Genomic DNA, 26,537 nt, shown 5'->3' with positions numbered 1-26,537 from the left:
TGAGGAATTATGAAAGTTACTGTAACATCGTCCAAAAAACTTCAATCAACTTTAAAGATCGTAGTTGAGAAAAAAGAAATAGATGCCAAAATAGAAGTGAGACTATCTGAATTAAAAAACACAATTAATTTAAAAGGGTTTCGACCAGGTAAAGCTCCCATGGAGTTATTAAAAAAACAATTTGGCTCTTCAGTTTATGGAGAAGTGGCAGAAAAGTTACTTCAAGAATCTACATTTCAAGCACTCAAAGAACAAAACATTACACCAGCCAGTCAGCCTAAAATTGATGTCCAAACATCGGGCGAGGATAAAAACTTAGAATTCACTGTTACCGTAGAACAGGTACCAGAAATAAAGAAAATAGATTTTGAAAAAATTACGTTAAATAAATATGAGGTAAAATCAGATAAGAAAGAAATTGAGCAAAGATTAAAAGGTATTGCAGAAAGCAATAAGAAATACGTTGATAAAAAAGACAAGGCAGCAAATGACGATATGGTAGTCTTTAACTTTGAAGCTACAGTTGAGGGAAAGCCATTTGAGGGCAATAAAGGTGAAAAACTTCAGATTGTTTTGGGCAAAGATCTTTTTATTCCAGGTTTTGATAAACAGATGATTGGTTCAAAGCAAGGAGATGAAAAAGTTGCAAAAGTTAAGTTGCCAGAAAACTATCCCAATAAAGAATTGGCAGGCAAACCAGCGGAGTTTAAATGTAAAATTGTAGAAGTAAAAAAACCAGAAGATCAGAAAATTGATGATGCTTTTGCTAAAAATTTCGGCGCCAAAGATCTCAAGGATTTAGAAAGCATGATTGGTAATCAAATTTCCAAGGAATACGAGAGTGTAACAGATCAGCTTTTGAAAAAAGAAATTTTAGACGACTTGGATAAGAAATTTACTTTTGATTTACCCAAGGGATTACTGGACGATGAAGTGCAAAATGTGGAACATTCTTTAGTTCATGAAAAAATGAATGAATTAAAAGCTAAAGGAGAAAAATTTAAGCATGAGCACGATCATGATAAAATTAAATTATCCGATAGCGATAAACAAACTGCTCTAAAGATTGCAAAAAGAAGAGTCAAACTTGCTTTATTGTTAAATAAAACCGGTGAGGAAAATAATATCAAAGTTACTCCAGAAGAATTAAAAATGGAATTAGAAAAGCAACTAAGAAATTATCCAGGACAAGAAAAAAACATTAGAGACTTTTACCAAAAAAATCCTGCTGAATTAACCAAGCTAAAAGGACCTGTCTTTGAAGACAAGGTTGTTGAGCTCATTAAAAGCAAAGGTAAAATAGTGACAAAGGTTATGTCCAAAGAAGAGCTATTGAAGCTATTTAATAATATTGGTGAAGATAGTGAGAAAAAAAAGACTTCCGCTAGTAAAACTAAGGAAAAAGTAGCACCCAGTAAAAATGTAAAAAAAGCCACTCCTAAAAAAACTAGTAAAAAATAGTCAAACAGAGTAAATTCCGATTCGTATGAAAGATCCAATTGATATTTACATGAACACCTTAGTACCTATGGTTGTTGAACAAACTCCCAGGGGTGAAAGAGCCTACGATATTTATTCTAGACTTTTAAAGGAAAGAATTATTTTTTTAGTTGGTCCCATCAACTCCCAGGTTTCTAGTTTAATTTCTGCACAACTTCTTTTTTTAGAATCTGAAAATAATTCAAAAGAAATTTTTATGTACATTAATAGCCCCGGAGGTATCGTCACTGATGGCTTAGCTATTTATGATACAATGCAATACATCAAGCCTGCTGTTGCAACCCTTTGTATTGGACAAGCTTGCTCTATGGGGTCTTTTCTTTTAGCTGCTGGTGAAAAAGGTCAGCGTATGTCATTACCCAATTCTAGAGTTATGGTACACCAACCTTCTGCAGGTTTTCAAGGTCAAGCAACAGACATTGAAATCCATGCTAATGAAATTATGCAAACTAAAAAAAAGTTAAATGAAATTTATTCCAAACACACCGGTCAGAGTGTAGAAAAAATTAAAGAAGCTTTAGAACGCGATAAGTTTATGAGCGCTGAAGAAGCAAAGGCATTTGGTTTAATAGATAAAGTTGTTGAAAAAAGACCTTCTTAATCATTCAAAACCTTAATATTCTTAACAATTACATCCACAGATACAACTAATGCTTGATATTGGTATGGCCAGCATATTATTATCTGTTCATTGATTCGATTATGACAAAAGAAACTAAAAATACATTGTACTGCTCTTTTTGTGGAAAGAGTCAACACGAAGTCAGAAAACTAATTGCAGGGCCGACGGTTTTTATCTGCGATGAGTGTGTTGAGCTTTGTATGGATATTATCAAAGAGGAAAGTAAAAGTAATTTTTCTAAAAATGAAGAGGGAGTTCCTTCTCCGAAAGAAATTTTTTCCACACTGGATGAATATGTCATCGGTCAAAAAACAGCAAAACAAATTTTATCAGTAGCAGTTCACAATCATTACAAAAGACTAAACTATGAAGGAAAAAATAATAAAGGTGATGTAGAACTTGCGAAGTCAAATATTTTACTAATGGGACCAACTGGTTGTGGAAAAACCTTATTAGCCCAAACTTTAGCAAGAATTTTAGATGTTCCATTCACTATGGCTGATGCTACCACTTTAACTGAAGCTGGTTATGTTGGTGAGGACGTGGAAAATATTATTTTAAAACTTCTTCAAGCTGCAGACTACAATGTTGAAAAAGCACAAAGAGGAATAGTTTATATTGATGAAGTGGATAAGATTAGTAGAAAAACAGAAAATCCATCTATTACTAGAGATGTATCTGGTGAAGGAGTTCAGCAAGCTTTATTAAAAATTATGGAAGGTACAGTTGCCAGTGTTCCTCCCCAAGGTGGAAGAAAGCATCCTCAACAAGAATTTCTACAAGTAGACACTACTAACATACTTTTTATTTGTGGCGGTGCTTTTGCAGGCATTGATAAAATTATCTCATCAAGAGACAAAGGATCTTCCATTGGATTTGGTTCTAAACTAAACACTAAGGCAGAAAAAAAAGTCGGTGAATTGTTAAAAAGCATTGAACCTGAAGATTTGTTAAAATTTGGTTTGATCCCAGAGTTTATTGGAAGACTTCCTATCATTTCCACATTGGAAGATTTAGATGAAGATTCTTTGGTTAAGATTTTGGAAGAGCCTAAAAATTCGTTAACTAAGCAATATGCTAAACTTTTTGAAATTGAAGGTGTTAAATTAAATTTTTCAAAAGATGCACTCAAGGCTATTGCTGGAAAAGCTATTCTGAGGAAAACGGGAGCTAGAGGATTAAGATCTATTATTGAAGAAGTGTTGTTGGAAACCATGTTTGACCTTCCTTCTATAGAGAACGTAGAAGAAGTAGTGGTTAATAAGGAAGTAATCCTAGGAAAATCTAAGCCACTTCTTATTTATTCTAAAAAATCTGTCAAAGAAGAAAAAATAGCTAATTAGTTTATTAACAGCCCTCACAAATCATACTTGTATTCATTAAATTAATACCTATTTAATAAAGTAATTATGTCAGACACTACAAAAATAAATTTGAATGAATACCCAATCCTACCACTTAGGGATATTGTGGTATTTCCGAATGCAGCTATCCCTCTATTTGTTGGAAGAGAAAAATCCATTAAGGCTTTAGAAGCTGTGGCCTCTAAGTATAAAAAAATTATTTTAGTAGCCCAAAAAGATGCGGAAACAGACGATCCTAAGGATAAAGATATTTATGCTTACGGAACTTTAGGAGAAATACTCCAATTGCTTAAATTACCCGACGGCACTGTAAAAATTCTAGTTGAAGGAAAGTCTATAGTTAAAATCAAAGAATTTAAAAAGAATGAAGATTTCTTATTAGCAGATTGTGAGGAAGTTAAACTCGATCCTAAAAAGCCTGAGGCAATTTCCTTGTCTAAAGCTATTATTGGAAAATACGAAAAGCTTTCGAAAATTTCAAAAAAATTTAATGATGAAAATAACATCAATTTTAAAAATGAAACAGACCCAGTAGTTATATCCAATAAGATTGCCTCAAATTTAAGTATCGATCTTTTTGAAAAACAAAAGATTTTAGAAAGTGTCGACATTCAGAAAAAATTAGAATTAATTCTAGGTTATTTAGATAATGAAATTGATGTCTTATCTGTAGAAAAAAGAATTAGAGGTAGGGTTAAAAATCAAATGGAGAAGACTCAGAGGGAGTACTATCTTAACGAGCAATTGAAGGCGATCCAAAAAGAGCTTGGTGAAATTGAAGAAGGAAAAGATGAAACCAAAGTTCTAGAAGATTCTATTAAAAAAGCAAAAATGCCTAAAGAGGCAGAAGAAAAATGTTTTGCAGAATTGAAAAAATTACGAATGATGAGTCCCATGTCTGCAGAATCTACAGTAGTAAGAAATTATTTAGAGTGGATGGTTGCTTTACCATGGTACAAGTCTTCTAAAGTGAACACAGATATTAATGTGGCTCAAAAAGTTCTAGACAAAGATCATTATGGTCTTAAAAAAGTAAAAGATAGAATTTTAGAATTTCTTGCAGTTCAGTCTAGAATACAAAAAATTAAAGGGCCTATTCTTTGCTTGGTAGGACCTCCAGGAGTAGGAAAAACATCTTTAGGAAAATCTATTGCAAAAGCGACTGGTAGAGAATTTGTCAGAATGTCATTAGGTGGCGTTCGTGATGAAGCAGAAATTAGAGGTCACAGAAGAACTTATATAGGAAGTCTTCCAGGAAAAATTATTCAGATGATGAAAAAAACAGGAACCAAAAATCCTCTTTTTTTATTAGATGAAATTGACAAGGTAGGAAATGATTATAGAGGAGATCCTTCATCCGCTTTATTAGAAGCTTTAGATCCTGAGCAAAACAATACTTTTAACGATCATTATTTAGAAGTGGATTACGATCTATCTAACGTTATGTTTGTTACTACTGCAAATACCCTTAATATACCTGGGCCATTATTAGATAGAATGGAAATTATTAGAATATCTGGTTACACGGAAGATGAAAAATCAGAAATTGCTAAAAAATATTTAATCCCTAAGCAAATTAAAGATAGTGGCTTGAAAGAAGGGGAGTGGAAAATTGACGATGAATCTATCAAAAGCATCATTCGACATTACACGAGAGAGTCTGGTGTCAGAGGTTTGGAAAGAGAAATATCTAAATTGACTAGAAAGGCAGTTAAAGAAATTGTCACTAGCAAATCTACCACAATTGATCTGAAAGAGGATCAGGTAGAAAATTATCTTGGTGTAAAAAAGTTTAAATATGGCGAGATTGAACTAGATGACAAGGTAGGTACTGTTACTGGACTTGCTTGGACAGAAGTCGGTGGAGAAATTTTATCTATAGAAACATTAGTGATGCCTGGAAAAGGAAAATTAGAGCTGACAGGAAAACTGGGAGATGTAATGAAAGAATCTATGCATGCTGCGAAATCTTTTGTGAGATCGAGATGTTTAGAATTTGGAATTATACCTCCAGTGTTTGAAAAAAAAGATATTCACATTCACGTTCCTGAAGGTGCTACTCCTAAAGATGGTCCTTCTGCTGGAATTGGAATGGTGACAGCTATTGTTTCTGCGCTGACCAATACACCAGTTAAAAAAGACGTTGCTATGACGGGTGAGGTTACATTGAGCGGAAGAGTATTGCCCATCGGTGGCTTAAAAGAAAAATTATTAGCAGCGCTTCGTGGCGGAATTAAAACAGCTATTATCCCTGCAGAAAATGAAAAAGATTTAAAAGAGATTCCTGACAATGTAAAACAAGGTTTGAAAATAATCCCAGTTAAACATGTCGAGGAAGTTTTGAAAATTGCGCTAACTAAAAGTCTCAAGCCAGTCGAGTGGGTAGAAATTGAGCAAATTCCTTCAAATAATAACAAGGGAACTTCACAGGAGAGTAAGCATTAATTATAATGCTTTGTGACTATTAGATTTCCTGCTATAAGAATTTTCTGAATTTAAAAAGGGCGATTAGCTCAGTTGGTAGAGCATCTCGTTTACACCGAGAGGGTCGGGAGTTCGAGTCTCTCATCGCCCACCAACATTCGGGGGTGTAGCTCAGTTGGTTAGAGCGCTGGCCTGTCACGCTAGAGGTCGCGAGTTCGAGTCTCGTCACTCCCGCCAAACAATAATAATTATTTTTTCTCTTTATTAACTTTTGCAACATTAAGAATTCTTGCTCTTTCAAGAATCTTATTTTTAATTTCAGAATTAAAACTTTGCCGCATGGCAGTAGTTCGGCAGCCATTGGTGTTACATATTTTTTTATGGGAAACAATTTCTATAGAATTTGTACTCAATTCATCTGATTTAAAAACCACTTGAATTTTTATAGAATCTTTAGAATTCTCTCGAGAATACCAGTCCGTTATTATTACTCCTCCAGAATAGTTTGCTGAACTAAGAGGTATAAAATTTAAAGTCTCCAGCGAAGCTCGCCATAACATGTTATCAGCAGCAAATTGTGCAGCAGTTCTTTTCCCCCCGCTTAATATTCCATTCTTACCAGTCAGGATTCCGCCCTCATATTCCTCTGCTCTTTTTTTCATGTTATGACTTCTTTTTTTCTTCTTTATTACTGTACCGTCTGCTGATTCTTTGTTTTTTGTGCAAGCTGTTGCAAAAATGGTAAAAAATATGATTAAGGATATGCTGATAATTTTTTTCATAAATTATTATTATATTAATTTTTTTAAGCTATTTTTATGACTATTTTTTGTTATTTTACAAAGCTTTTATAGCAAAAAAAACTGTGTTGCACAAATACAACAATTTTGTTTTTTTTAGCAAAAATAACAGTTTCCTCTAAATTTATTTTTAAAGACATATATAAACTGACTTAGTTTAGTTAACTAAAACTAACATTTCATAATGAAAGGAAATACTATGAAAAAAACAATGATCCTAACTACGGCACTTGTGTCTATGTTAGCTGTTTCTGCAAATGCAGAACTAAAAATAAAGGGTTCAATTGAAACTACTTACGGCTCTAAAGAAGCGCCTGCAGTTTCTGGAACTCCAACAAGCTACGACGGAAATGCAATCGGTCAAGAAACTAAGTTTGAATTCAACCACACTAAAGATTTAGTTGGTGGATGGACTTCAAAACTTGACATGGAAGTAATGGAAATCGCTGGTACAGTTGCTGATACTGAAATTACTATCGCTAATGGAGATACGAAGTTTTTTATCTCTAAAGATGGTGGTTCAATTCACGATAACAACGTAGTACCTGGTGCTTACAATTCAAGTCCTGCCGATAACGCTGGTTCAGCTAGTGTTGATCCATCTGCAGGAACAATTCATGGAGTACAAAACTTTGGTGTTCAACAAAACATCGATGGAATTGGAAAAGTTGAATTGAGATACGCTCCTGACACAACTGCTTCAAATACTGCTGGCGATAAAGCTACAGGTTCTGGTGGTGGTTCTGGAATGGAATACGGTTTCTCTGGAAACTTTGGTATTGACGGTCTAAGTGTTGCACTTTCAAGAGCTGAAACAACAAAAGAAACAGCAGCCACTGATGAAGATGAGTCAACTATGGTTGGTGTTGCTTATAACTTCGGTCAATTTGCAGTTGGTGCTACTCAAAACAGTGAAGATGTATCTGGTGTAGATAATGACCTTACGCATACTCTTTACGGTGTAACATTTGCAGCATCTGATGCACTTACTCTAGGTGTTAGTTATGCAGAACTTGAGTATGAAGCAGCAGCAATAACTTCTGATGAGGAAACTACTCAGTTTGAAGCAGCTTACAATTTAGGTGGAGCTACTGTAGCATTTTCTTACCAACAAACCGAAAACGACGGTGGAACAGTTGGTAAAGATGGTGATGCATACTCAATCACTTACAAACAATCATTTTAATTATTTAATTATAATTTAAATTGAAAAAAGAGGGCCCACTTCGGTGGGCCTTTTTTTTATTTACAAGTATTTTGGTAGAGGTGGTTAAATATAATAGCCGAAGTATTAGACACATTTAAACTATCTATATTAGAAGAGTGTTCAATTTTAAAATGCTCATCACTATTTTTTGATATTAAATTTCTTACTCCTTCTCCTTCGGATCCTAGTACAATACAATTTTTACTTCCAAAACTTATTTCTTTCATTGTTTGTTTAGCATCAAGAGCTGCACTAAATACAAAAAAACCATTTCTTTTTAGCTCTTGAATTGCAGTGTTTAAGTTAGAGACTTTAATGAATTGAATGTGTTCGGTTGCACCAGATGCAGATTTAAATAAATAATGTGAGTCTATATTGATTTTTTTTTCTATAATTAGGTGAGAAATTTCAAAAGCAGCGCAGTTTCTAATGATGGAGCCTATGTTTCGAATATCATTAACGTTATCCAAAAGAACAATGTTTGAATGGTCAGGAATATTTTTAATATCTTTGTCTTTTAAAAACTTAGTTTTCTCTATTAGGGCGGCCAAGCCCTGGTGAACAAAATTAGGATCGTTAAAAATTTTATTGATCTTTTTTTGGTCTACTAGTGTCTCTTGAAGATTTTCTGAAGTATTAATTTTTTTAGTTGAAAGGACTTGCTTGATGGTTCTCCTTTTCCACTTTGAGATTTCATGAATAGTATTTTTTCCACCCACCCAAAAAAAATTATCTTTTTGCATCATTGTATTTTTTTATAGATTATCATTATTTTTTATATATATCTTTCTATACTTTTTGTTTTCTGGAGGGATACCAAAGCAGTCAAATGGGGCGGGCTGTAAACCCGCTGGCTCCGGCCTTCGAAGGTGCGAATCCTTCTCCCTCCACCATAAAAAGCTTCTTTTAACTGGCTTTTTTTGACCTCTCTAATAGTTGATTATTTAGACTTTAATGTTATAAGCACATGGCTGTTGTGGGTAAAACAGTTTGGTACTGCGGGTGTAGTTCAATGGTAGAACTCCAGCCTTCCAAGCTGGTTGTGAGAGTTCGATTCTCTTCACCCGCTCCAAAAATTAAACAAAAAAAATAAGAAGGATTAAAAATAAAAATGTCAAAAGAGAAATTTAACAGGAGCAAACCGCATTGTAACATTGGAACAATCGGCCACGTCGACCACGGTAAAACAACTTTAACTGCAGCAATTACAAAAGTTTTATCTACAGCAGAAGGATCTAGTGCAACTTTTTCAGCATACGATCAGATTGACAAATCTCCTGAAGAAAAAGAAAGAGGAATTACAATTTCAACTGCTCATGTTGAATACGAAACTCCAGCAAGACACTATGCACACGTAGATTGTCCAGGTCATGCTGACTATGTAAAAAATATGATCACTGGTGCAGCACAAATGGATGGAGCTATCTTGGTTGTGAATGCAGCAGATGGACCAATGCCACAAACGAGAGAACACATTCTACTTGCAAGACAAGTTGGAGTCCCTTCTTTGGTAGTATTTTTAAATAAATGTGACACGGTAGATGACAAAGAACTTTTGGAATTAGTTGAAATGGAAATTAGAGAACTTCTTACTTCTTACAAATATCCAGGAGACACTATTCCAATTATTAAAGGGTCAGCTTTAAAAGCTTTAGAAGGTGATGCTGAAATGGGAATTAAACCAATTCTTGAATTAATGAAAGCAGTAGACGAAACTATTCCTCAGCCTGCAAGACCTATTGAAAAACCATTCCTAATGCCTATTGAAGATGTCTTTTCAATTTCAGGACGTGGAACAGTAGTGACGGGTAGAATTGAACTTGGACAAGTTAAGACTGGTGAAGAAATTGAAATCATCGGAATTAAAGAAACACAAAAATCAGTTTGTACTGGAGTGGAAATGTTTAGAAAACTCTTAGACTCAGGTGAAGCTGGAGACAACGTGGGAATTCTTCTTAGAGGAATTGAAAGGGATCAAGTGGAGCGTGGACAAGTTCTTGCAAAACCTGGTTCTATCAAACCCCATACAAAATTTGAAGCTCAAGCTTATATTTTGAAAAAAGAAGAGGGTGGAAGACATACTCCTTTCTTTACTAAATATAGACCTCAGTTTTATTTTAGAACTACGGACGTTACAGGTGAAGTAACATTGCCAGAAGGAACAGAAATGATCATGCCTGGCGATGATGCTAAAATGACAGTAACTTTAATCAACCCCATTGCGATGGATGAAAATCTTAAATTTGCAATTAGAGAAGGTGGAAGAACTGTTGGTGCGGGAGTAGTAACTAAAGTTATAGAGTAAAACTCTACAAAGGAGTGTAGCTCAACTGGTAGAGCGCCGGTCTCCAAAACCGGAGGCTGTGGGTTCAAGTCCCTCCACTCCTGCCAGATTTGAGATATAGATAACTATGCAAAACCCACTTAATTTTTTAAGAAGTGTTAAACAAGAGATTTTTAAAATCACTTGGCCTACAAGCAAGGAAGCTTTGATGGGAACAGTTATGGTAATTGCTATGGCAGTAGTTGCTTCTTTGTTTTTTTTACTTTTAGATCAATTTTTTAAAGTGGGTCTTAACTACTTAATTGGAGCTTAAACACAACATGATGAAATGGTACATTGTTCAATCTTACTCTGGATTTGAAAAGAAAGTCTCAGAACAAATTCAAGAAGAGCTGGATAAAGCTGATCTATCTGATCATTTTGATCAGGTTTTAGTTCCCACACAAGATGTAACTGAAATTAAAAAAGGAAAAAAAACCATTGTCAAAAAGAAGTATTTTCCGGGCTACGTTCTTGCAAAAATGATTATGACGGATCAAATTTATCACTTAATTAAAGACTTGAAAAAAGTAAGTGGTTTTTTAGGCCCTCAAGGAAAGCCTTCACCTATTCATGAGGATGAGGTTCAAAAAATTCTTGGAAATATGGAAGAAAGCATTTCCAACCCTACTAGCTCAGTTATCTTTACTATTGGTGAACAAGTTAAGGTCTCAGATGGGCCTTTTGCTTCATTTAATGGTTTAGTTGAAGAAATAGATGAAGATAAATCTAGACTTAAGGTTTCAGTTTCTATATTTGGTAGGCCGACACCTGTAGATTTAGATTATGCACAGGTAGAAAAATTATAGAATTATGGCAAAAGAAATTTCAGGTTATTTAAAATTGCAAATTAAAGGTGGGCAGGCAAATCCAGCTCCTCCTGTTGGACCTGCTCTAGGACAGCGTGGAATCAATATTATGGAATTTTGCAAGGCTTTTAATGATAAGACAAAAGAATTTATGGGACAGCCAGTTCCAGTTGTCATTACTATTTATAAAGACAAAAAATTTGATTTTATTATCAAGACACCTCCAGCTTCTCACTTAATTAAAGAAGCAATGAAACTAAAATCTGGATCTAAAGAACCAGGAAGGTTGTCAGCTGGAATTATTACCAAAGAACAATTAAAAAAAATTGCTGAAGCAAAAATGAAAGATTTAAGTGCCTTTGACATTGAAGAAGCAATTAAAATAATCGCAGGTTCTGCAAGATCAATGGGAATACAGGTAAAAGACTAATGGCTGAAAAAAAGAAATCAAAAAGATATCGATCTTTAGTAAAAGATTTTGATAAAAATAATTCTTTGAAAATTGAAGAAGCTGTTAAAGTTATTAAAGAAAAATCAAAAGCTAAATTTGTAGAATCGTTTGATGTTTGTTTTTCTCTAGCAGTAGACAAAACTAAACCAGATAGTGTTTTAAGAACTACGGTTGACTTACCAAACGGTAACGGGAAAAAAATTAAAATTGCAGTTATTTGTTCTAATGACAAGGTCGAAGAGGCTAAATCTGCTGGAGCTGAAATTGCTGGTTCAGATGATTTAATTGAAACTATCAATTCAGGAAAAATTGATTTTGATGTTTTGATTGCAGCACCAGACATGATGTCCAAAGTGGGAAAATTAGGAAAAGTTCTTGGACCGAAAGGCATTATGCCAAATCCAAAATTTGGAACAGTTTCGCCGAATGTCGCAAAAGCTGTGACTGATATTAAAAATGGAAAAGTTGAAATTCGTTGCGATAAAGATGGAAACCTAAATTTATCTATAGGAAGAGTGAACTTTGACGATTCTAAAATAATTGAAAATTTTAAATCGGTATATGACGTTATTGAAAAAGAAAAACCAGTAGGCCTAAAAGGTAATTACATTAAAAATATTTTTGTAACTAATTCTATGGGACCGTCTGTAAAATTAAATTTAGCAAATTAATCATATGAACCGAGAACAAAAATCTAGCTACGTTTCTTCCTTAAAGGAAAGCTTAAATAATAATGAAGCTATGATGATTTATCATTACCATGGTTTAAATGTTAATCAGCTTGATGATTTGAGAAACCAGATGCGTGAAGCTGGAGCTTTATTAAAAGTTACAAAAAATAGAATTACAAAGATTGCTTTAAAGGATACCCAGCATGAAGAAGCTATTTCTCTTTTTTCAGGACAAACTGGAGTAGCTCTATCAAAAGATCCAATTACTTTAGCGAAAACATTAGTTAACTTCCAAAAGAAGAATGACATGTTAAAAATCGTGGGCGGAGTAATGGATAGTAAAGTTTTAGCCCCAGAAGATGTAGCTAAGATTGCGACATTACCGACACTAGATGAAGCAAGGGCTAAAATCGCAGCTATATTGCAAACACCAGCTCAACAATTAATAAGTATTTTGCTTGCACCTGGCGCAAAAATTGCTAATTTGGCGCACGCAAAAAGTTTAAAAAAAGATTAACCACACAATTCAAGGGATACCAAATGACAGACTTAAATAAAATTGTAGAAGACTTATCAAAATTAACAGTGGTTGAGGCTGCAGAGCTTTCAAAAACTTTAGAAGAAAAGTGGGGCGTTACTGCTGCTGCTCCTGTAGCGGTTGCTGCTGCTGGCGCTGCTGGCGGAGAAGCTGCCGAAGAAAAAACTGATTTTACCGTAGTACTAACAGCTGCAGGGGATAATAAAATTGGTGCTATTAAAGAAGTGAGAGCATTTACTGGACTTGGTTTAAAAGAAGCTAAAGATCTAGTTGAAGCTGCACCTAAAGAATTAAAGCAAGGTGTTGCTAAAAAAGATGCTGAAGAGTTGCAGAAAAAATTTGCAGCTATTGGTGCCAAAGTAGAATTAAAATAAGTTTAACTTACAAAAATTTAAATCCAGGTAACACTGGATCATAGAAATATTTATGCATTTATCTTTTACGGATAAAAAAAAATAAGAAAAAGTTTTGGTAAGTTAGAAAACATTTTAAAAATACCTGACCTAATTGAGGTCCAAAGGTCTTCGTACAATAGTTTTTTAAAATCCGCTGAAGAAAAAGCCGTTTCTGGTTTAGATAAAGTATTCAAAGAAGTTTTTCCTATTGAAGATTTTGCAGGTCATGCAACTATTGAATATATCTCGTATAGATTTGAAAAGGAAAAGTATGATGTTGGTGAATGTAAGCAAAGAGGCTTAACTTATTCTGCACCATTGAAAGTGACTTTGCGATTAGTTGCTTATGATATTAACGAAGAAGCTCAAACCAAACAAATTCTTTCTGCAAAAGAACAGGAAGTTTACATGAGTGATGTTCCTTTGATGACTGAAAAAGGAACTTTTGTTGTGAACGGAACGGACCGTGTAGTAGTTAATCAAATGCACAGAAGTCCAGGATTGTTCTTGGATCACGATAAAGGAAAAGGTCACTCCAGCGGAAAGCTTTTATTTAATTGTAGAGTAATTCCATACAGAGGTTCTTGGTTAGACCTTGAGTACGATATTAAAGATATTTTATATTTTAGAATAGATAGAAAAAGAAAAATTCCAGTTACCACTCTGTTAATGGCATTAGGTCATGCTAAAGATGAGTTGTTAAACTTATTTCACAAATCTATTAGATTTGATTTTACTAATGAAAATACATGCAAAACAAAGTTTATTGCATCTGGTTATAAAAACTCCAAAATAAGATTTGATTTAATTAATGCAGATACTAATAAAAAAGTTGTAAAAGAAGGAACTAAAATTCCTCTACCTTTGGCAATGAAGTTTGAAAAAGAAGGTTTAAAAAACATTTTAATTAATTTTGAAGAGCTTCATGGAAGATACTTTTCTAGTGATATTATTAATGAAAAAACAGGTGAAGTTTACTTTGAATCTGGCGATGAGATTACTGTAGAAACATTAGAAAAGCTAAATCATTTAAATATCAAAACTTTCTATCTTGCGGATATCGATGGAATGAATATTGGTTCTTACTTAAGAAATACGTTGGTAGTAGACAAAAACAACAATTCAGATGAAGCTTGTATGGATATTTACCGTGTTTTAAGACCAGGTGAGCCTCCAACACCGGAAACTTCTAGAAATTTATTTAATAACTTGTTTTTCAATAACACTCGTTACGATTTATCCGACGTGGGTAGAGTAAAGCTAAATAGCAAATTAGACTTAGATGTAGATGTAAAAAATACAGTTTTAACCAAAGAAGATATACTTAGAATTGTTGAAAAAATGCTTCGTCTTAAAGATGGCAAGGAAGATACCGACGATATTGATCACTTAGGAAACAGAAGAGTTAGATCTGTAGGTGAACTAGTGGAAAACCAATTTAGAGTTGGGTTAGTTCGAATGGAAAGAGCCATTAAAGAGAAAATGTCTTCTGTAGAAATTGATACTGTCATGCCACAAGATCTCATTAACTCAAAACCTATAGCCGCATCATTAAAAGAATTTTTTGGTACCTCTCAACTATCTCAATTTATGGACCAAACTAATCCATTAGCTGAAATTACACACAAACGAAGAGTTTCTGCTTTAGGGCCTGGTGGATTAACAAGAGAAAGAGCTGGCTTTGAGGTAAGGGATGTGCACCCGACGCATTACGGAAGAATTTGTCCAATCGAAACTCCAGAGGGACCGAACATTGGTTTGATTAATAGTTTAGCTACTTATTCAAAAGTAAATAGATATGGATTTATTGAAAGTCCTTACAGAGTAGTAAAAAATTCCAAAGTTACTAAAGAAATTCATCATCTTTCAGCAATGGAAGAGGGTAAGTTTACTATAGCCCAAGCAAATTCTAGCTTGAAGGATGACAGTTCATTTAAAGACGAGCTAGTTTCTTGCAGAAAAAGCCTTGGATTTGAATTGGCAAAACCAGACAATATTGATTACATGGACGTATCACCTAAACAGGTGGTTTCAGTCGCCGCTGCACTAATTCCTTTTTTAGAAAATGATGATGCTAACAGAGCATTGATGGGATCTAACATGATGAGACAAGCTGTTCCTTTGATTAAAAATGAGTCTCCTTTAGTTGGAACCGGAATGGAAAAAGATGTGGCTTTAGATTCCGGAGCTACCATTGTTGCAAAAAGAGAAGGTGTGGTTGAGAAAATTGACGGAAAAAGAATTGTTGTAAAAGCAACTTCTGAAAAAGATCTTACTATTTCCAGCGTTGACATTTATAATTTACAAAAATTTCAAAGATCAAACCAGAACACCTGTACTAATCAACGACCTTTAGTTAAAGTCGGAGATGTAGTTAAGCAAGGGGATGTCATTGCAGATGGACCTTCAACTCAATTTGGAGAATTAGCATTAGGAAAAAATGTAATGGTGGCATTTATGCCATGGCTTGGTTACAATTTTGAAGATTCTATCTTAATTTCTGAAAGATGTGTTTCTGAAGATGTATTTACCTCTATCCATATTGAAGAATATGACGTGATGGCAAGAGATACCAAATTAGGACCTGAAGAAATTACAAGAGACATTCCAAATACTAGTGAAGAAGCTTTACGGAATCTAGATGAATCAGGAATTGTTTATGTTGGTGCAGAAGTGAAACCTGGTGATATTTTAGTTGGAAAATTAACTCCCAAAGGAGATACAAAAGTTACGTCAGAAGAAAAATTATTGAGAGCCATTTTTGGTGAAAAAGCAATTGATGTAAGAGACACTTCTTTAAAAATGCCTTCTGGCACCGGTGGTACAGTTGTCGAAGTTAGAGTTTTTAATCGTCATGGTATTGAAAAAGATGAAAGAGCCCTTTCTATTGAAAAAGCTGAGATCGAATCTGTTTTAGAAGACAAGTATGCTGAAGAAGCAATCCTTGAACTTAACATTAAAAGTAGAGCAATCGAAATTTTAGAAGGTTCTAGCTTGGGTGATGATTATAAAAAAATTACCAAAGGAACCAAACTAACAAAAGAAATTTTATCAGAACTGACATTGGGTGAAACCTTGAAATTATCAACAGATTCTGAAAAGTCATTATCTGATCTAGCAATTTTGAAAGAACAGTACTCTAAAGCAAAAAAAGATATTGAATTAAGGTTTGATGACAAGATTGACAAAATAGAACGAGGTGATGAATTGTTACCTGGTGTTATGAAAATGGTAAAAGTTTTTGTTGCGATGAAAAGAAAATTGCAGCCTGGTGATAAAATGGCAGGTAGGCACGGTAACAAAGGTGTTATTAGTCGAATAGTTCCTGTTGAAGATATGCCTTACATGGCCAATGGTAAGCAAGTTGATATTGTTCTAAATCCTCTTGGTGTGCCAAGTCGTATGAATGTAGGACAAATTTTAGAAACTCATTTAGGCTGGGCTTGTTCAGAATTGGGTGAGAAAATTAAAAAAATCCTAGACGAATATCAAAAGACCACTAAAAATGCAGCTCATACTAAAGATGCATTATCCTCTATTTACAATGATAAAGAAATTGAAAAAGAAATTCAAAATTTTACCAACAATGAATTAAAAGATGTTTTGCAGAATCTTTCTTCAGGCGTTCCTATTGCCACTCCAGTATTTGACGGTGCAAGTGTGGAAGATGTTACTGACATGTTGAAATTTTCTGGGCTGCCAGAGAGTGGACAAACTACTTTATACGATGGAAGAACAGGCGAGAAGTTTGATAGAGAAGTGACTGTTGGGATAATCTATATGCTTAAATTGTATCATATGGTGGATGACAAAATACACGCAAGATCAACTGGTCCTTATAGTTTAGTTACACAGCAACCTTTAGGTGGAAAAGCTCAATTTGGTGGACAAAGATTTGGTGAGATGGAAGTTTGGGCGCTAGAAGCTTATGGTGCCGCTTATACACTACAAGAAATTTTAACTGTGAAATCTGACGATGTTGCAGGAAGAACTAAAGTATACGAAACCATTGTTAAAGGAGATGACGATTTTGAATCGGGTATCCCAGAATCGTTTAACGTATTAGTTAAAGAAATTAGATCATTAGCATTAAACTTGGAGCTTAATTAATTATGAGTAGAGAACTATCAAATTTATTTTCTAAAAAAATTAGCAAAGACGTTTTTTCTAAAATAAAAATATCTCTTGCTAGTCCTGAAAAAATTAAATCTTGGTCTTTTGGAGAAATAAAAAAACCAGAGACTATTAATTATAGAACTTTCAAGCCTGAAAAAGATGGCTTATTTTGTGCAAGAATTTTTGGTCCTGTCAAAGATTACGAATGTCTATGTGGAAAATACAAAGGTATGAAGTTCAGGGGTATTATTTGCGAAAAATGTGGAACTGAAATTACTAAATCTAATGTTAGAAGAGATAGAATGGGCCACATTGATTTGGCTACACCCGTTTCTCACATTTGGTTTTTAAAATCACTACCAAGCAGAATTGCACTTGCTTTGGATTTAAAATTAAAAGATCTAGAAAAAGTTTTATATTACGAACACTTTATCATTATAGAGCCTGGATTAACTCCTTTCCACAGAAATCAAATTGTTTCAGAAGAAGAATTTTTAAAAGCCCAAGAAGAATTTGGAGAAGATTCTTTTACGGGTGGTATTGGCGCTTCTGCTATTAGAGATTGCCTTGCCAACTTAGATATGGAAGCTGATAGAGATAGGCTTAGAGAAGAACTTCCTAATATTACATCGAAAGTGAATGAAGAAAGAACTATCAAAAGATTAAAATTAATTGAATCATTCATTGCTTCAGGAAATAAAGCTGAATGGATGGTCCTAACTACTTTGCCAGTAATTCCGCCTGAACTTAGACCTCTAGTTCCTCTAGATGGTGGAAGATTTGCAACTTCGGATTTGAACGATCTTTACAGAAGAGTGATTAATAGAAATAATCGTTTAAGAAGATTAATGGATTTAAGAGCTCCTGATATCATCGTTAGAAATGAAAAAAGAATGCTTCAAGAATCTGTTGATGCTCTTTTTGACAATGGTAGAAGAGGTAGAGTTATAACAGGAACAGGAAAACGACCTTTAAAATCTTTAGCAGAAATGCTTAAAGGAAAACAAGGAAGGTTTAGACAAAACTTATTAGGTAAGCGAGTTGATTATTCAGGAAGATCCGTAATTGTTTCTGGACCAGAACTAAAGTTACACCAATGTGGTCTGCCTAAAAAAATGGCATTAGAGCTATTTAAACCTTTTGTTTATGCAAGATTAGACAAGCTTGGTTATGCAACAACTATTAAGCAAGCAAAAAAAATAGTTGAAAAAGAAAAACAGGAAGTGTGGGATATTTTAGATGAAGTTATCAGGCAGCACCCGGTTCTTCTAAATAGGGCCCCTACTTTGCATAGATTGGGCGTTCAAGCTTTCGAACCAGTATTGACCGAGATGAAAGCTATTCAATTACATCCTTTGGTAACAGCAGCATTTAACGCTGACTTTGATGGTGACCAAATGGCAGTTCACGTTCCTTTAAGTATTGAAGCGCAGTTGGAAGCTAGAGTTTTGATGATGTCCACAAACAACATTCTTCACCCAGCTAACGGAAAGCCAATTATTGTACCTAGTCAAGACATGGTACTAGGTATTTATTATTTATCTCAAGAACCATTAGAAAATAAAGATGAAAAGCCTCAGGGTTATTTTTTAAATATTAATGAAATCGAACAAGCCATTGAGGGAGGAAATATACATATTCACTCTAAAATTATCTCAAGGTTTGAAACAAAAGATGACAAGGGTAATTTAATTTTTAAAAAATTTGAAAGTACAGCAGGCAGATTTATTATTTCTAATATTTTACCTAAGAACAAAGATATTAAATTTGATTTAATTAACCAAACTTTAGCTAAGAAAAATATTTCAGAAGTTATTGACAAGGTATTTAGATTTTGCGGACAAAAAGAAACAGTTATTTTTTGCGATCGTTTAATGAGCTTGGGTTTTAAAAATGCATTTAAAGCTGGTATTTCTTTTGGTAAAGACGACCTTATTATTCCAGAAAGTAAAAAGGATATAATCAAAGACGCAAAAAAATTAGTAGAAGAATATGAAGACCAGTATGCTGAAGGTTTGATTACTAAAGGCGAAAAATATAATAAAGTGATCGATCAGTGGTCTAAATGTACTGATAAAATTGCATCAGAGATGATGGACAATATTTCCACTCCTAAAAAAGACAAAGAAGGAAAAATACAAATTAATTCTGTATTTATGATGGCAGACTCTGGAGCTAGGGGATCAGCAGCCCAGATGAAGCAATTAGCGGGTATGCGTGGATTGATGGCAAAACCATCTGGTGAAATTATCGAAACTCCAATTATTTCAAACTTTAAAGAAGGTTTGACTATTTTAGAATATTTCACTTCAACTCACGGAGCAAGAAAAGGCCTTGCAGATACAGCCTTAAAAACAGCAAACTCTGGTTACCTTACTAGAAGACTTTGTGATGTTTCTCAGGATGTTATCATTTCATCTTTAGATTGTGGTAACGATAAGCCTATTACGATCGGTGAGATTATCGAAGGTGGAAATATTATGGTGAGTTTGGCTGACAGGTCACTAGGTAGATATGCAGCTGAAGATATTAAAAACTCTTTAACAGGGGAAGTTATTGTTAAGAAAAAGCAAATGATTGACGAAGAAAGATGTGAATTAATTGAAGCTGCTGGAGTAAAAACAGCTAAAGTTTATTCAGTTATTACCTGCTCTAGTCAAAAAGGTGTTTGTCAAAAATGTTATGGTCGAGATTTAGCAAGAGGAAAACCAGTTTCAGTAGGTGAGTGTGTTGGAATGATAGCTGCGCAATCTATTGGTGAGCCTGGTACTCAGTTAACCATGAGAACCTTTCACGTGGGAGGTACAGCCTCATTTAAAGAAGAGTCATCAGTTATGGCACCATCAGATGGTGTATTGAAATTACTAAGTAAAAATCTTGTGGAAGATTCCTCTAAAAATTTAATTATCATGGGAAGAAATATTGAAATCACTATTGAAAAAGATGGATATGTGAAAGCTTCTTATAAAGTTCCCTATGGAACTAAGTTATTTGTAAGACCAGATCAGCCTGTAAAGAAAAATCAAAAAATTTGTGAATGGGATCCTTACACATTGCCAGTTATTGCTGAGACAGCTGGAATTGTAAATTACGTTGATTTAGTTGATGGGTCGTCGATTTCAGACAAGACAGATGAAAACACAGGTATATCATCTAAAATAGTTTTGGATTGGAGATCTCAATCAAAAAGCTTAGACCTAAAACCAAGAATTACGCTTAGAGATAAAAAAGATGACGTAGTCAAAAAAGCGGACGGTAATGAGGCTAGATATTATTTATCACCAGAAACAATTTTATCAGTAGCTGATGGCTCTACAGTAAATGCTGGAGACGTGTTAGCAAGATTGCCAAAAGCAACATCTAAAACAAAAGATATTACAGGTGGTCTGCCAAGGGTAGCTGAATTGTTTGAAGCAAGAAAACCAAAAGAAGGAGCTATCATTGCAGAAAATGATGGAAAAATAATCTTCGGTAAAGAGGTTAGAGGAAAACAAAAAATTACCATCCAAGGAGAAGATGGAGTTGAATCGAATTATTTAATTCCAAAAGGAAAACAAATCAATTTCAATCCTGGCGAAGGTATTTCTAAAGGAGAATATCTTTTAGACGGAAGTCCAGCTACACATGATATTTTAAAAATCTTAGGTGTTGAATATCTAACAGAGTATTTTGTTAATGAGGTTCAGGATGTTTACCGTTTACAAGGTGTGGTTATTAACGATAAGCATATTGAAGTAATTTTGAGACAAATGTTGAGAAAAGTAGATATTAAAAATCCTGGAGATAGTAATTACTTGTTGGGAGAAGTTATAGACAAAATTGATGTTCTTAATATTAACGCTGAGTTGAAAAAAGAAGGTAAAAAGCAAATTGTTGCTGACCCTGTGTTGCTAGGTATTACAAAGGCTTCACTACAAACTAAATCGTTTATTTCAGCAGCTTCTTTCCAAGAAACTACTCGAGTATTGACCGACGCTGCCATTAAAGGAAAATCTGATGACTTGTACGGACTAAAAGAGAACGTTATCGTTGGTAGATTGATACCTGCAGGTAGTGGAATGAGTCGTATACGACTAAATAACGAAGCTCAGAAAAAAGATATTGAACTTCAAGAGAAGATTAAAAATCAAAAATCAGAGCCAGTTGAAGAAGCAATTCAGTAATTAAAAGCCCTTAATTTTAAGCATTTCAGACCCAACTTGTTATTGACCTTCTGGCAGAAATCAGTATTAATAGCGAAATTTTTAAGGTAGCACGTAAAGCTTTTTTGTCTTTAAACTACTACCCTTTTACAGTTCTACGTAAGCTTTCCTTAAAAATAATTATTTGAAAAATTATGCCAACTATCAATCAGTTGTTAAAAAAGAAAAGGAAAAAAATCGTAGCAAGGAACAAAGTTCCCGCGCTTGATGCTTGTCCTTTAAAAAGAGGAGTTTGCACAAGAGTTTATACGACCACTCCAAAAAAACCGAATTCAGCATTGAGAAAAGTTGCAAGAGTTAGATTGTCTAATGGTTCTGAAGTTACAAGTTACATTCCTGGAGAAGGACATAACTTGCAAGAACACTCAGTTGTTATGATACGTGGAGGAAGAGTTAAAGACTTACCTGGAGTTAGATATCATACCGTAAGAGGTCTTTTGGACACTCAAGGTGTAGCTAACAGAAAACAAAGACGTTCCAAGTATGGAACGAAGAGACCTAAATAATTATGTCTAGAAGAAGAGCTCAAATTAAAAGACAAGTAGAAGTTGACCCAGTTTATGGAACAAGAGTAATTACAAAATTTATTAATTCTTTAATGCTTGACGGAAAAAAAACAGTTGCTGAAAAAATTGTTTACAAAACATTTGAAATTATTAAAGAGAAATCAAAACAAGATCCATTGGATGTTTTTAATGAGGCGATTAAAAATGTTAGACCTAATTTAGAAGTTAAGTCTAGAAGAGTGGGTGGGGCTACTTATCAAGTTCCTGTTGAAGTGCGTTCCGATAGAGGACAAGCTTTAGCAATTAGATGGTTAATTGAATCTTCTAAAAAAAGAGGTGACAAAACAATGCAAGAAAGATTATCAAAAGAGTTTCTAGATGCGTCAACCAATAAAGGTAATGCAATTAAAAAAAAAGAGGACGTTCATAAAATGGCAGAGTCAAATAAGGCTTTTGCTCATTTTAGGTGGTAATTATGACTGCAGAAATTACAAAAGATAAATACAGAAACATTGGGATCATGGCTCATATTGATGCTGGAAAGACCACAACAACAGAGCGTGTTTTGTATTACACGGGTAAAGAACATAAAATTGGAGAAGTTCATGATGGCGCTGCCACTATGGACTGGATGGAACAAGAGCAGGAAAGAGGAATTACCATTACTTCTGCCGCTACAACCTGTTTTTGGAAAGATCATAGAATTAACATCATTGACACTCCAGGCCACGTTGATTTTACGATTGAGGTTGAAAGATCATTAAAAGTCTTAGATGGTGCTGTTGCTGTATTTGATGGAGTAGCAGGAGTTGAACCTCAGTCAGAGACTGTTTGGAGACAGGCTGACAAATATAAAGTTCCTAGAATGTGTTTTGTTAATAAACTAGATAGAACTGGAGCAAATTTTTTTATGTGTGTTGACATGATTAGGGAACGTTTAGGCGCAAAACCCTTGCTTCTTCAACTTCCTATAGGATTGGAAGCTGATTTAAAAGGTATCGTTGACTTGGTAAAAATGAAGGGTGTTATTTGGAATGATGAAAGTCTTGGAGCCAAGTTTGAAGAAGTTGAAATTCCTGAAAATTTAAAAGAAGAAGCTGAAAAATATAGAAAAGAATTAGTTGAAACTGCAGTAGAGCAGGATGAAGATTTAATGGCAGCTTATCTTGATGGTAAAGATATTTCAGAAGATGATTTAAAAAAATGCATTCGAAAAGGTACCTTAGATTTTTCTTTTGTTCCAATTGTTTGTGGATCAGCTTTTAAAAATAAAGGCGTTCAGCCTTTGCTTGATGCTGTCGTAGATTACTTGCCAAGCCCTCTAGATATTGGAGAAATTACAGGAACTAAGCCTGGTACCGAAGATGAGATTATTAGAAAGTTTGGAAACTCTGAACCATTTTCTGCCTTGGCTTTTAAAGTTGCTAACGACCCGTTTGTGGGGTCTTTAACTTTTATTAGAATTTATTCTGGAACATTAAATGCTGCAACTGGAGTTATGAATACCAGCAAAGATAAAGAAGAAAGAGTTGGAAGAATGCTTCTTATGCATGCAAACGATAGGGAAGATATTAAAACAGCATCAACAGGAGACATTGTGGCTCTTGCTGGTTTAAAACATACAATTACCGGACATACTTTATCTGATCCATCTAATCCAATTCTTTTAGAACCTATGGATTTTCCAGATCCCGTTATTGAAATTGCAGTTGAGCCTAAGACTAAAGCTGACCAAGAAAAAATGGGGGAAGCTTTAGCTAGATTAGCAAAAGAAGATCCTTCCTTTAGAGTTTCTTCAGACAATGAATCTGGCCAAACAATTATCAAAGGAATGGGTGAATTACATTTGGATATTATTGTTGATAGAATGAAAAGAGAGTTCAAAGTAGAGGCTAATATTGGAGCTCCTCAAGTTGCTTACAGAGAAACTATTCAAGGTACAGCCACGGTTGACTACACACATAAAAAACAATCTGGTGGAGCAGGACAATTTGCAAAAGTTAAATTAAGTGTTGAGCCATTAGAGCCTGGTAAGGGTAGAGAAATTGAAAATATTGTTAAAGGTGGATCAATACCTAAAGAATTTATTCCTGGTGTTGAAAAAGGGATTGAAGGAGTTGCAGATTCAGGGATTTTGGCAGGATTTCCTATGTTGGATTATAAGGTAACTATCATTGATGGTTTGCATCACGATGTAGATTCTAGTGTTCTGGCTTTTGAAATTGCTGGAAGAATGGGGTTTAAAGAGGCCTGTACTAAAGCTGGGCTAAAATTACTTGAACCAATTATGAAAGTAGAAGTAGTTACCCCAGAAGATCATATGGGAGATGTAATTGGAGATTTAAATTCAAGAAGAGGACAAATTGGTTCAACAGATAAAAGAGGTAATGCAACAGTGATAAATGCAATGGTCCCACTTGCAAACATGTTTGGTTATGTAAACAACCTAAGATCTATGTCTCAAGGTAGAGCACAGTATACAATGACTTTTGATCATTATGAGAAAGTTCCTCAAAATGTTCAAGACGAAGTAACTAAAAAATTAGCATAAATTATGGATAAGCAGCAAATAAGAATTAGATTACAAGCGTACGATCATAAAATATTGGACCAGTCTACTATTGAAATTGTGAATACTGCAAAAAGAACTGGTGCTCAAATCAAAGGACCTATTCCTTTGCCGACTACGAAAGAAATTTTTACCGTTTTGAGATCTCCTCACATTGACAAAAAAAGTAGAGAGCAATTTGAAACAAGAACTCATAAGAGACTTATTGATATTTTAGAACCAACACCCCAAACGATCGAAGCTTTAATGAAGTTAGATCTTGCGGCTGGTGTAGATGTGGAGATTAAAATTTAGTTATGAGATTAGGCTTGGTTGGTAAAAAAATTGGTATGACACAAAAATTCTACGAGAGTGGTGAGGCCGTTCCTGTGACAGTCTTGCAGGTCGAGCCTGGTAAAATAGTCGAAGTTATTGAAAAGGATAAGCGTGGTTATTCTGCTTTGTTAGTTGGTTATGGTCATATTAAAAGTTCAAAACTTACCAAATCCATGAAGGGTTTTTATGCAAAAAAATCATTAGAAGCTAAAAAATTTCTGAAAGAATATAGAGTAGAGAACACAGAAGAATTCAAAGCCGGATCAGATGTTACTTTAGATATTTTAAAAGATAAAAAATACGTAGATATTAGATCAAAAACCATTGGTAAAGGTTTTGCTGGAGTTATGAAGCGTTGGAATTTTGGTGGATTGAGAGCAACACATGGTGTTTCTGTATCTCACAGATCACACGGATCTACTGGTCAAAGACAAGACCCAGGTAAAGTTTTCAAAGGAAAAAAAATGGCAGGTCACATGGGTGATAAATTTAGAACTATGCAAGGTTTAGAGATAGTTGAAGCTGATCTAGTTAATAATCTTTTATATTTAAGAGGTTCAGTTCCTGGTAGTAAAAATGCATACGTAGAAATTACAGAGGCAGTTAAGAAAAAAAATAAATCTAGTGTTCAAGAAAGACTAGTAAGTTATTTTGCTGACCTTGAAACATCTAAAACAGACAAAAAAGACAAAAAGAATATTGCAAAAGAAGCTAAAGCTTTGGAAAAAGCTGAAAAACTAGCTGCAAAAGAAAAACCAGCTGAAGCAGTTCCTTCAACAGAAGAGGTTAAGAAAGATTAAAAATGAAATTAGAAGAAATTAACATAGAAGGTAAAAAAATAGGTACTCACGAAGTGTCAGATCAAGTTTTTTCTTTAAAACCTAGAAAAGATTTAATTCAACTGGTTATTAACTGGCAATTAAATAACCAAAGGAAGAAAAAAGGTCATACTAAGTCGCGAGGTGAAGTTAAAGGTTCAAGAAGAAAAATTGTTCAACAAAAAGGTTCAGGTGGAGCAAGACATGGTAATATCACAGCACCTATTTTTGTTGGTGGTGGTATAGCACATGGTCCGAGACACAGAGGGCAGACTAGACTTACAAAACTAAATAAAAAAGTAAAAAATCTTGGTCTAATCAGCGCTCTTTCTTCAAAAGTATTAACTAAAAACATAAATATTTTTGATGAACCAAAGCTAGATACTTTTAAAACAAAATCTTTTAATAATTTTTTATCGAAATTAGAAAGTAAGTCTGCTTTGATTATTCATCATGACGGGGCTTCAGAAAAATTCATTAAAAGCATGAAAAATATACCTAATACAAAAAGAATTAAAGTAGTGGGTACAAACGTATATGACTTAATTAAATTTGAAAAAATTCTTTTTACTAAAGAGGCAATAAAAACTCTTGAGGAGCGATTAACTAAATGAAAAATCAAACTTTTGCATATGATATAATTTTATCTCCTGTAATTACTGAGAAAAGCACTAATTTAAGTGGTCTAAATAAAATTACATTTAAGGTTTCTAAAACAGCATCCAAAACTTTGATTAAAAAAAGTATTGAAAAATTGTACAAAGTTAATGTCATCAAGGTAAATACCTTGCTGTCAAAAGATAGATTTAAAACAGTAAGAGGAAAAATTGCGAAAAAATCAGGATACAAAAAAGCAATTATTACTTTAAAAGAAGGGCAAAGCATTGATATTGCTGCAGGAATTTAA

General features: G+C 34.1%; 23 protein-coding genes and 5 tRNA genes. 26 read left to right on the top strand and 2 right to left on the bottom strand.

The genetic code is table 11. From position 1 onward, the window contains the following. The first annotated feature begins 9 nt into the window (after positions 1-9). The 6 genes from tig (at position 10) to SAR11G3_RS05870 (ending at position 6,147) form a co-directional block, all read left to right on the top strand. A complete protein-coding gene (tig, locus tag SAR11G3_RS05895) occupies positions 10-1,461 on the top strand; it encodes a trigger factor (protein WP_013695885.1) in 1,452 nt (483 codons plus the stop codon). A gap of 25 nt (positions 1,462-1,486) precedes the next feature. Beyond that, positions 1,487-2,101, top strand: coding sequence for an ATP-dependent Clp endopeptidase proteolytic subunit ClpP (gene clpP, locus SAR11G3_RS05890; protein WP_013695884.1), 615 nt, complete (start codon positions 1,487-1,489; stop codon positions 2,099-2,101). A 101-nt stretch (positions 2,102-2,202) separates the two neighbouring features. Then, the gene (gene clpX / locus SAR11G3_RS05885; protein ID WP_041862394.1) at positions 2,203-3,465 is read left to right on the top strand and encodes an ATP-dependent Clp protease ATP-binding subunit ClpX; all 1,263 of its coding nucleotides are present in this window, start codon (positions 2,203-2,205) and stop codon (positions 3,463-3,465) included. A gap of 66 nt (positions 3,466-3,531) precedes the next feature. Beyond that, positions 3,532-5,931: an endopeptidase La gene (gene lon, locus SAR11G3_RS05880; protein ID WP_013695882.1), complete on the top strand. Its 2,400-nt coding sequence runs from the start codon at positions 3,532-3,534 to the stop codon at positions 5,929-5,931. A 57-nt stretch (positions 5,932-5,988) separates the two neighbouring features. Continuing rightward, positions 5,989-6,064: transfer RNA gene (locus tag SAR11G3_RS05875), tRNA-Val, on the top strand. 6 nt (positions 6,065-6,070) lie between these two features. Next, positions 6,071-6,147, top strand: a tRNA-Asp gene (locus SAR11G3_RS05870). An 11-nt stretch (positions 6,148-6,158) separates the two neighbouring features. Here SAR11G3_RS05870 and SAR11G3_RS05865 read toward each other — a convergent pair. Further along, the gene (locus SAR11G3_RS05865) at positions 6,159-6,692 is read right to left on the bottom strand and encodes a DUF3576 domain-containing protein (RefSeq protein ID WP_013695881.1); all 534 of its coding nucleotides are present in this window, start codon (positions 6,690-6,692) and stop codon (positions 6,159-6,161) included. A 217-nt stretch (positions 6,693-6,909) separates the two neighbouring features. Between SAR11G3_RS05865 and SAR11G3_RS05860 the strand changes: the two genes are divergently transcribed. Then, the gene (locus SAR11G3_RS05860; RefSeq protein WP_013695880.1) at positions 6,910-7,896 is read left to right on the top strand and encodes a porin; all 987 of its coding nucleotides are present in this window, start codon (positions 6,910-6,912) and stop codon (positions 7,894-7,896) included. Positions 7,897-7,952: 56 nt separating this feature from the next. On the opposite strand, the gene SAR11G3_RS05855 is transcribed toward SAR11G3_RS05860, so the two are convergent. Then, positions 7,953-8,663: a TrmH family RNA methyltransferase gene (locus SAR11G3_RS05855; RefSeq protein WP_049775434.1), complete on the bottom strand. Its 711-nt coding sequence runs from the start codon at positions 8,661-8,663 to the stop codon at positions 7,953-7,955. A 61-nt stretch (positions 8,664-8,724) separates the two neighbouring features. Here SAR11G3_RS05855 and SAR11G3_RS05850 point away from each other — a divergent pair. The 19 genes from SAR11G3_RS05850 (at position 8,725) to rplW (ending at position 26,537) form a co-directional block, all read left to right on the top strand. Continuing rightward, positions 8,725-8,810, top strand: a tRNA-Tyr gene (locus tag SAR11G3_RS05850). Positions 8,811-8,915: 105 nt separating this feature from the next. After that, a tRNA-Gly gene (locus SAR11G3_RS05845) sits at positions 8,916-8,989 on the top strand. A gap of 39 nt (positions 8,990-9,028) precedes the next feature. Then, positions 9,029-10,222: an elongation factor Tu gene (gene tuf, locus SAR11G3_RS05840; protein WP_013695878.1), complete on the top strand. Its 1,194-nt coding sequence runs from the start codon at positions 9,029-9,031 to the stop codon at positions 10,220-10,222. A gap of 10 nt (positions 10,223-10,232) precedes the next feature. Then, positions 10,233-10,308 (top strand) — tRNA-Trp (locus tag SAR11G3_RS05835). A gap of 20 nt (positions 10,309-10,328) precedes the next feature. After that, on the top strand, positions 10,329-10,514 hold the full coding sequence (gene secE / locus SAR11G3_RS05830) for a preprotein translocase subunit SecE (RefSeq protein WP_013695877.1): 186 nt from the start codon (positions 10,329-10,331) through the stop codon (positions 10,512-10,514). A gap of 7 nt (positions 10,515-10,521) precedes the next feature. Beyond that, positions 10,522-11,049: a transcription termination/antitermination protein NusG gene (gene nusG / locus SAR11G3_RS05825; RefSeq protein WP_013695876.1), complete on the top strand. Its 528-nt coding sequence runs from the start codon at positions 10,522-10,524 to the stop codon at positions 11,047-11,049. A gap of 4 nt (positions 11,050-11,053) precedes the next feature. Continuing rightward, positions 11,054-11,479 (top strand): 50S ribosomal protein L11, encoded by a 426-nt coding sequence (gene rplK, locus SAR11G3_RS05820; RefSeq protein WP_013695875.1) that lies wholly within the window; start codon positions 11,054-11,056, stop codon positions 11,477-11,479. Further along, positions 11,479-12,171 (top strand): 50S ribosomal protein L1, encoded by a 693-nt coding sequence (rplA, locus tag SAR11G3_RS05815; protein ID WP_013695874.1) that lies wholly within the window; start codon positions 11,479-11,481, stop codon positions 12,169-12,171. Before rplK ends, rplA begins: the two co-directional genes overlap by 1 nt. A 4-nt stretch (positions 12,172-12,175) precedes the next feature. Beyond that, positions 12,176-12,688: a 50S ribosomal protein L10 gene (gene rplJ, locus SAR11G3_RS05810; RefSeq protein WP_013695873.1), complete on the top strand. Its 513-nt coding sequence runs from the start codon at positions 12,176-12,178 to the stop codon at positions 12,686-12,688. 23 nt (positions 12,689-12,711) lie between these two features. Continuing rightward, positions 12,712-13,083: a 50S ribosomal protein L7/L12 gene (gene rplL, locus SAR11G3_RS05805; protein WP_013695872.1), complete on the top strand. Its 372-nt coding sequence runs from the start codon at positions 12,712-12,714 to the stop codon at positions 13,081-13,083. An 81-nt stretch (positions 13,084-13,164) separates the two neighbouring features. Continuing rightward, positions 13,165-17,214 (top strand): DNA-directed RNA polymerase subunit beta, encoded by a 4,050-nt coding sequence (rpoB, locus tag SAR11G3_RS05800; protein ID WP_081456294.1) that lies wholly within the window; start codon positions 13,165-13,167, stop codon positions 17,212-17,214. Positions 17,215-17,216: 2 nt separating this feature from the next. Continuing rightward, a complete protein-coding gene (rpoC, locus tag SAR11G3_RS05795; protein ID WP_013695869.1) occupies positions 17,217-21,383 on the top strand; it encodes a DNA-directed RNA polymerase subunit beta' in 4,167 nt (1,388 codons plus the stop codon). A 173-nt stretch (positions 21,384-21,556) separates the two neighbouring features. Next, positions 21,557-21,928: a 30S ribosomal protein S12 gene (gene rpsL / locus SAR11G3_RS05790; protein ID WP_013695868.1), complete on the top strand. Its 372-nt coding sequence runs from the start codon at positions 21,557-21,559 to the stop codon at positions 21,926-21,928. A gap of 2 nt (positions 21,929-21,930) precedes the next feature. Beyond that, positions 21,931-22,401 (top strand): 30S ribosomal protein S7, encoded by a 471-nt coding sequence (gene rpsG / locus SAR11G3_RS05785; protein ID WP_013695867.1) that lies wholly within the window; start codon positions 21,931-21,933, stop codon positions 22,399-22,401. A 2-nt stretch (positions 22,402-22,403) separates the two neighbouring features. Continuing rightward, positions 22,404-24,479 (top strand): elongation factor G, encoded by a 2,076-nt coding sequence (fusA, locus tag SAR11G3_RS05780; RefSeq protein ID WP_013695866.1) that lies wholly within the window; start codon positions 22,404-22,406, stop codon positions 24,477-24,479. A 3-nt stretch (positions 24,480-24,482) separates the two neighbouring features. Further along, complete coding sequence (rpsJ, locus tag SAR11G3_RS05775; RefSeq protein ID WP_013695865.1) at positions 24,483-24,791, top strand: 30S ribosomal protein S10; 309 nt, start codon at positions 24,483-24,485, stop codon at positions 24,789-24,791. A gap of 2 nt (positions 24,792-24,793) precedes the next feature. After that, complete coding sequence (gene rplC, locus SAR11G3_RS05770; protein ID WP_013695864.1) at positions 24,794-25,612, top strand: 50S ribosomal protein L3; 819 nt, start codon at positions 24,794-24,796, stop codon at positions 25,610-25,612. Between the two features lie 2 nt (positions 25,613-25,614). Next, positions 25,615-26,244, top strand: a complete 630-nt coding sequence (gene rplD / locus SAR11G3_RS05765; RefSeq protein WP_013695863.1) for a 50S ribosomal protein L4 — start codon at positions 25,615-25,617, stop codon at positions 26,242-26,244. Next, complete coding sequence (rplW, locus tag SAR11G3_RS05760) at positions 26,241-26,537, top strand: 50S ribosomal protein L23 (RefSeq protein WP_013695862.1); 297 nt, start codon at positions 26,241-26,243, stop codon at positions 26,535-26,537. The genes rplD and rplW overlap by 4 nt, the downstream gene beginning before the upstream one ends.

It is taken from the genome of Candidatus Pelagibacter sp. IMCC9063, assembly GCF_000195085.1.
In the GTDB taxonomy this organism is placed as follows: Bacteria; Pseudomonadota; Alphaproteobacteria; order Pelagibacterales; family Pelagibacteraceae; genus IMCC9063.
This window is presented reverse-complemented; position numbering and strand designations above follow the sequence as displayed.

Bases quoted from the DNA above. Each gene is read 5' to 3' on its own strand.
- secE (WP_013695877.1), top strand. From the start codon at position 10,329: ATGCAAAACCCACTTAATTTTTTAAGAAGTGTTAAACAAGAGATTTTT.
- nusG (WP_013695876.1), top strand. From the start codon at position 10,522: ATGATGAAATGGTACATTGTTCAATCTTACTCTGGATTTGAAAAGAAA.
- rpsJ (WP_013695865.1), top strand. From the start codon at position 24,483: ATGGATAAGCAGCAAATAAGAATTAGATTACAAGCGTACGATCATAAA.
- rplC (WP_013695864.1), top strand. From the start codon at position 24,794: ATGAGATTAGGCTTGGTTGGTAAAAAAATTGGTATGACACAAAAATTC.
- clpX (WP_041862394.1), top strand. From the start codon at position 2,203: ATGACAAAAGAAACTAAAAATACATTGTACTGCTCTTTTTGTGGAAAG.
- rplL (WP_013695872.1), top strand. From the start codon at position 12,712: ATGACAGACTTAAATAAAATTGTAGAAGACTTATCAAAATTAACAGTG.
- rpoC (WP_013695869.1), top strand. From the start codon at position 17,217: ATGAGTAGAGAACTATCAAATTTATTTTCTAAAAAAATTAGCAAAGAC.
- rplD (WP_013695863.1), top strand. From the start codon at position 25,615: ATGAAATTAGAAGAAATTAACATAGAAGGTAAAAAAATAGGTACTCAC.
- rplA (WP_013695874.1), top strand. From the start codon at position 11,479: ATGGCTGAAAAAAAGAAATCAAAAAGATATCGATCTTTAGTAAAAGAT.
- SAR11G3_RS05865 (WP_013695881.1), bottom strand. From the start codon at position 6,692: ATGAAAAAAATTATCAGCATATCCTTAATCATATTTTTTACCATTTTT.
- tig (WP_013695885.1), top strand. From the start codon at position 10: ATGAAAGTTACTGTAACATCGTCCAAAAAACTTCAATCAACTTTAAAG.
- rplW (WP_013695862.1), top strand. From the start codon at position 26,241: ATGAAAAATCAAACTTTTGCATATGATATAATTTTATCTCCTGTAATT.
- fusA (WP_013695866.1), top strand. From the start codon at position 22,404: ATGACTGCAGAAATTACAAAAGATAAATACAGAAACATTGGGATCATG.
- rpsG (WP_013695867.1), top strand. From the start codon at position 21,931: ATGTCTAGAAGAAGAGCTCAAATTAAAAGACAAGTAGAAGTTGACCCA.
- rpsL (WP_013695868.1), top strand. From the start codon at position 21,557: ATGCCAACTATCAATCAGTTGTTAAAAAAGAAAAGGAAAAAAATCGTA.
- SAR11G3_RS05855 (WP_049775434.1), bottom strand. From the start codon at position 8,663: ATGATGCAAAAAGATAATTTTTTTTGGGTGGGTGGAAAAAATACTATT.
- clpP (WP_013695884.1), top strand. From the start codon at position 1,487: ATGAAAGATCCAATTGATATTTACATGAACACCTTAGTACCTATGGTT.
- rplK (WP_013695875.1), top strand. From the start codon at position 11,054: ATGGCAAAAGAAATTTCAGGTTATTTAAAATTGCAAATTAAAGGTGGG.
- lon (WP_013695882.1), top strand. From the start codon at position 3,532: ATGTCAGACACTACAAAAATAAATTTGAATGAATACCCAATCCTACCA.
- rplJ (WP_013695873.1), top strand. From the start codon at position 12,176: ATGAACCGAGAACAAAAATCTAGCTACGTTTCTTCCTTAAAGGAAAGC.
- SAR11G3_RS05860 (WP_013695880.1), top strand. From the start codon at position 6,910: ATGAAAAAAACAATGATCCTAACTACGGCACTTGTGTCTATGTTAGCT.
- tuf (WP_013695878.1), top strand. From the start codon at position 9,029: ATGTCAAAAGAGAAATTTAACAGGAGCAAACCGCATTGTAACATTGGA.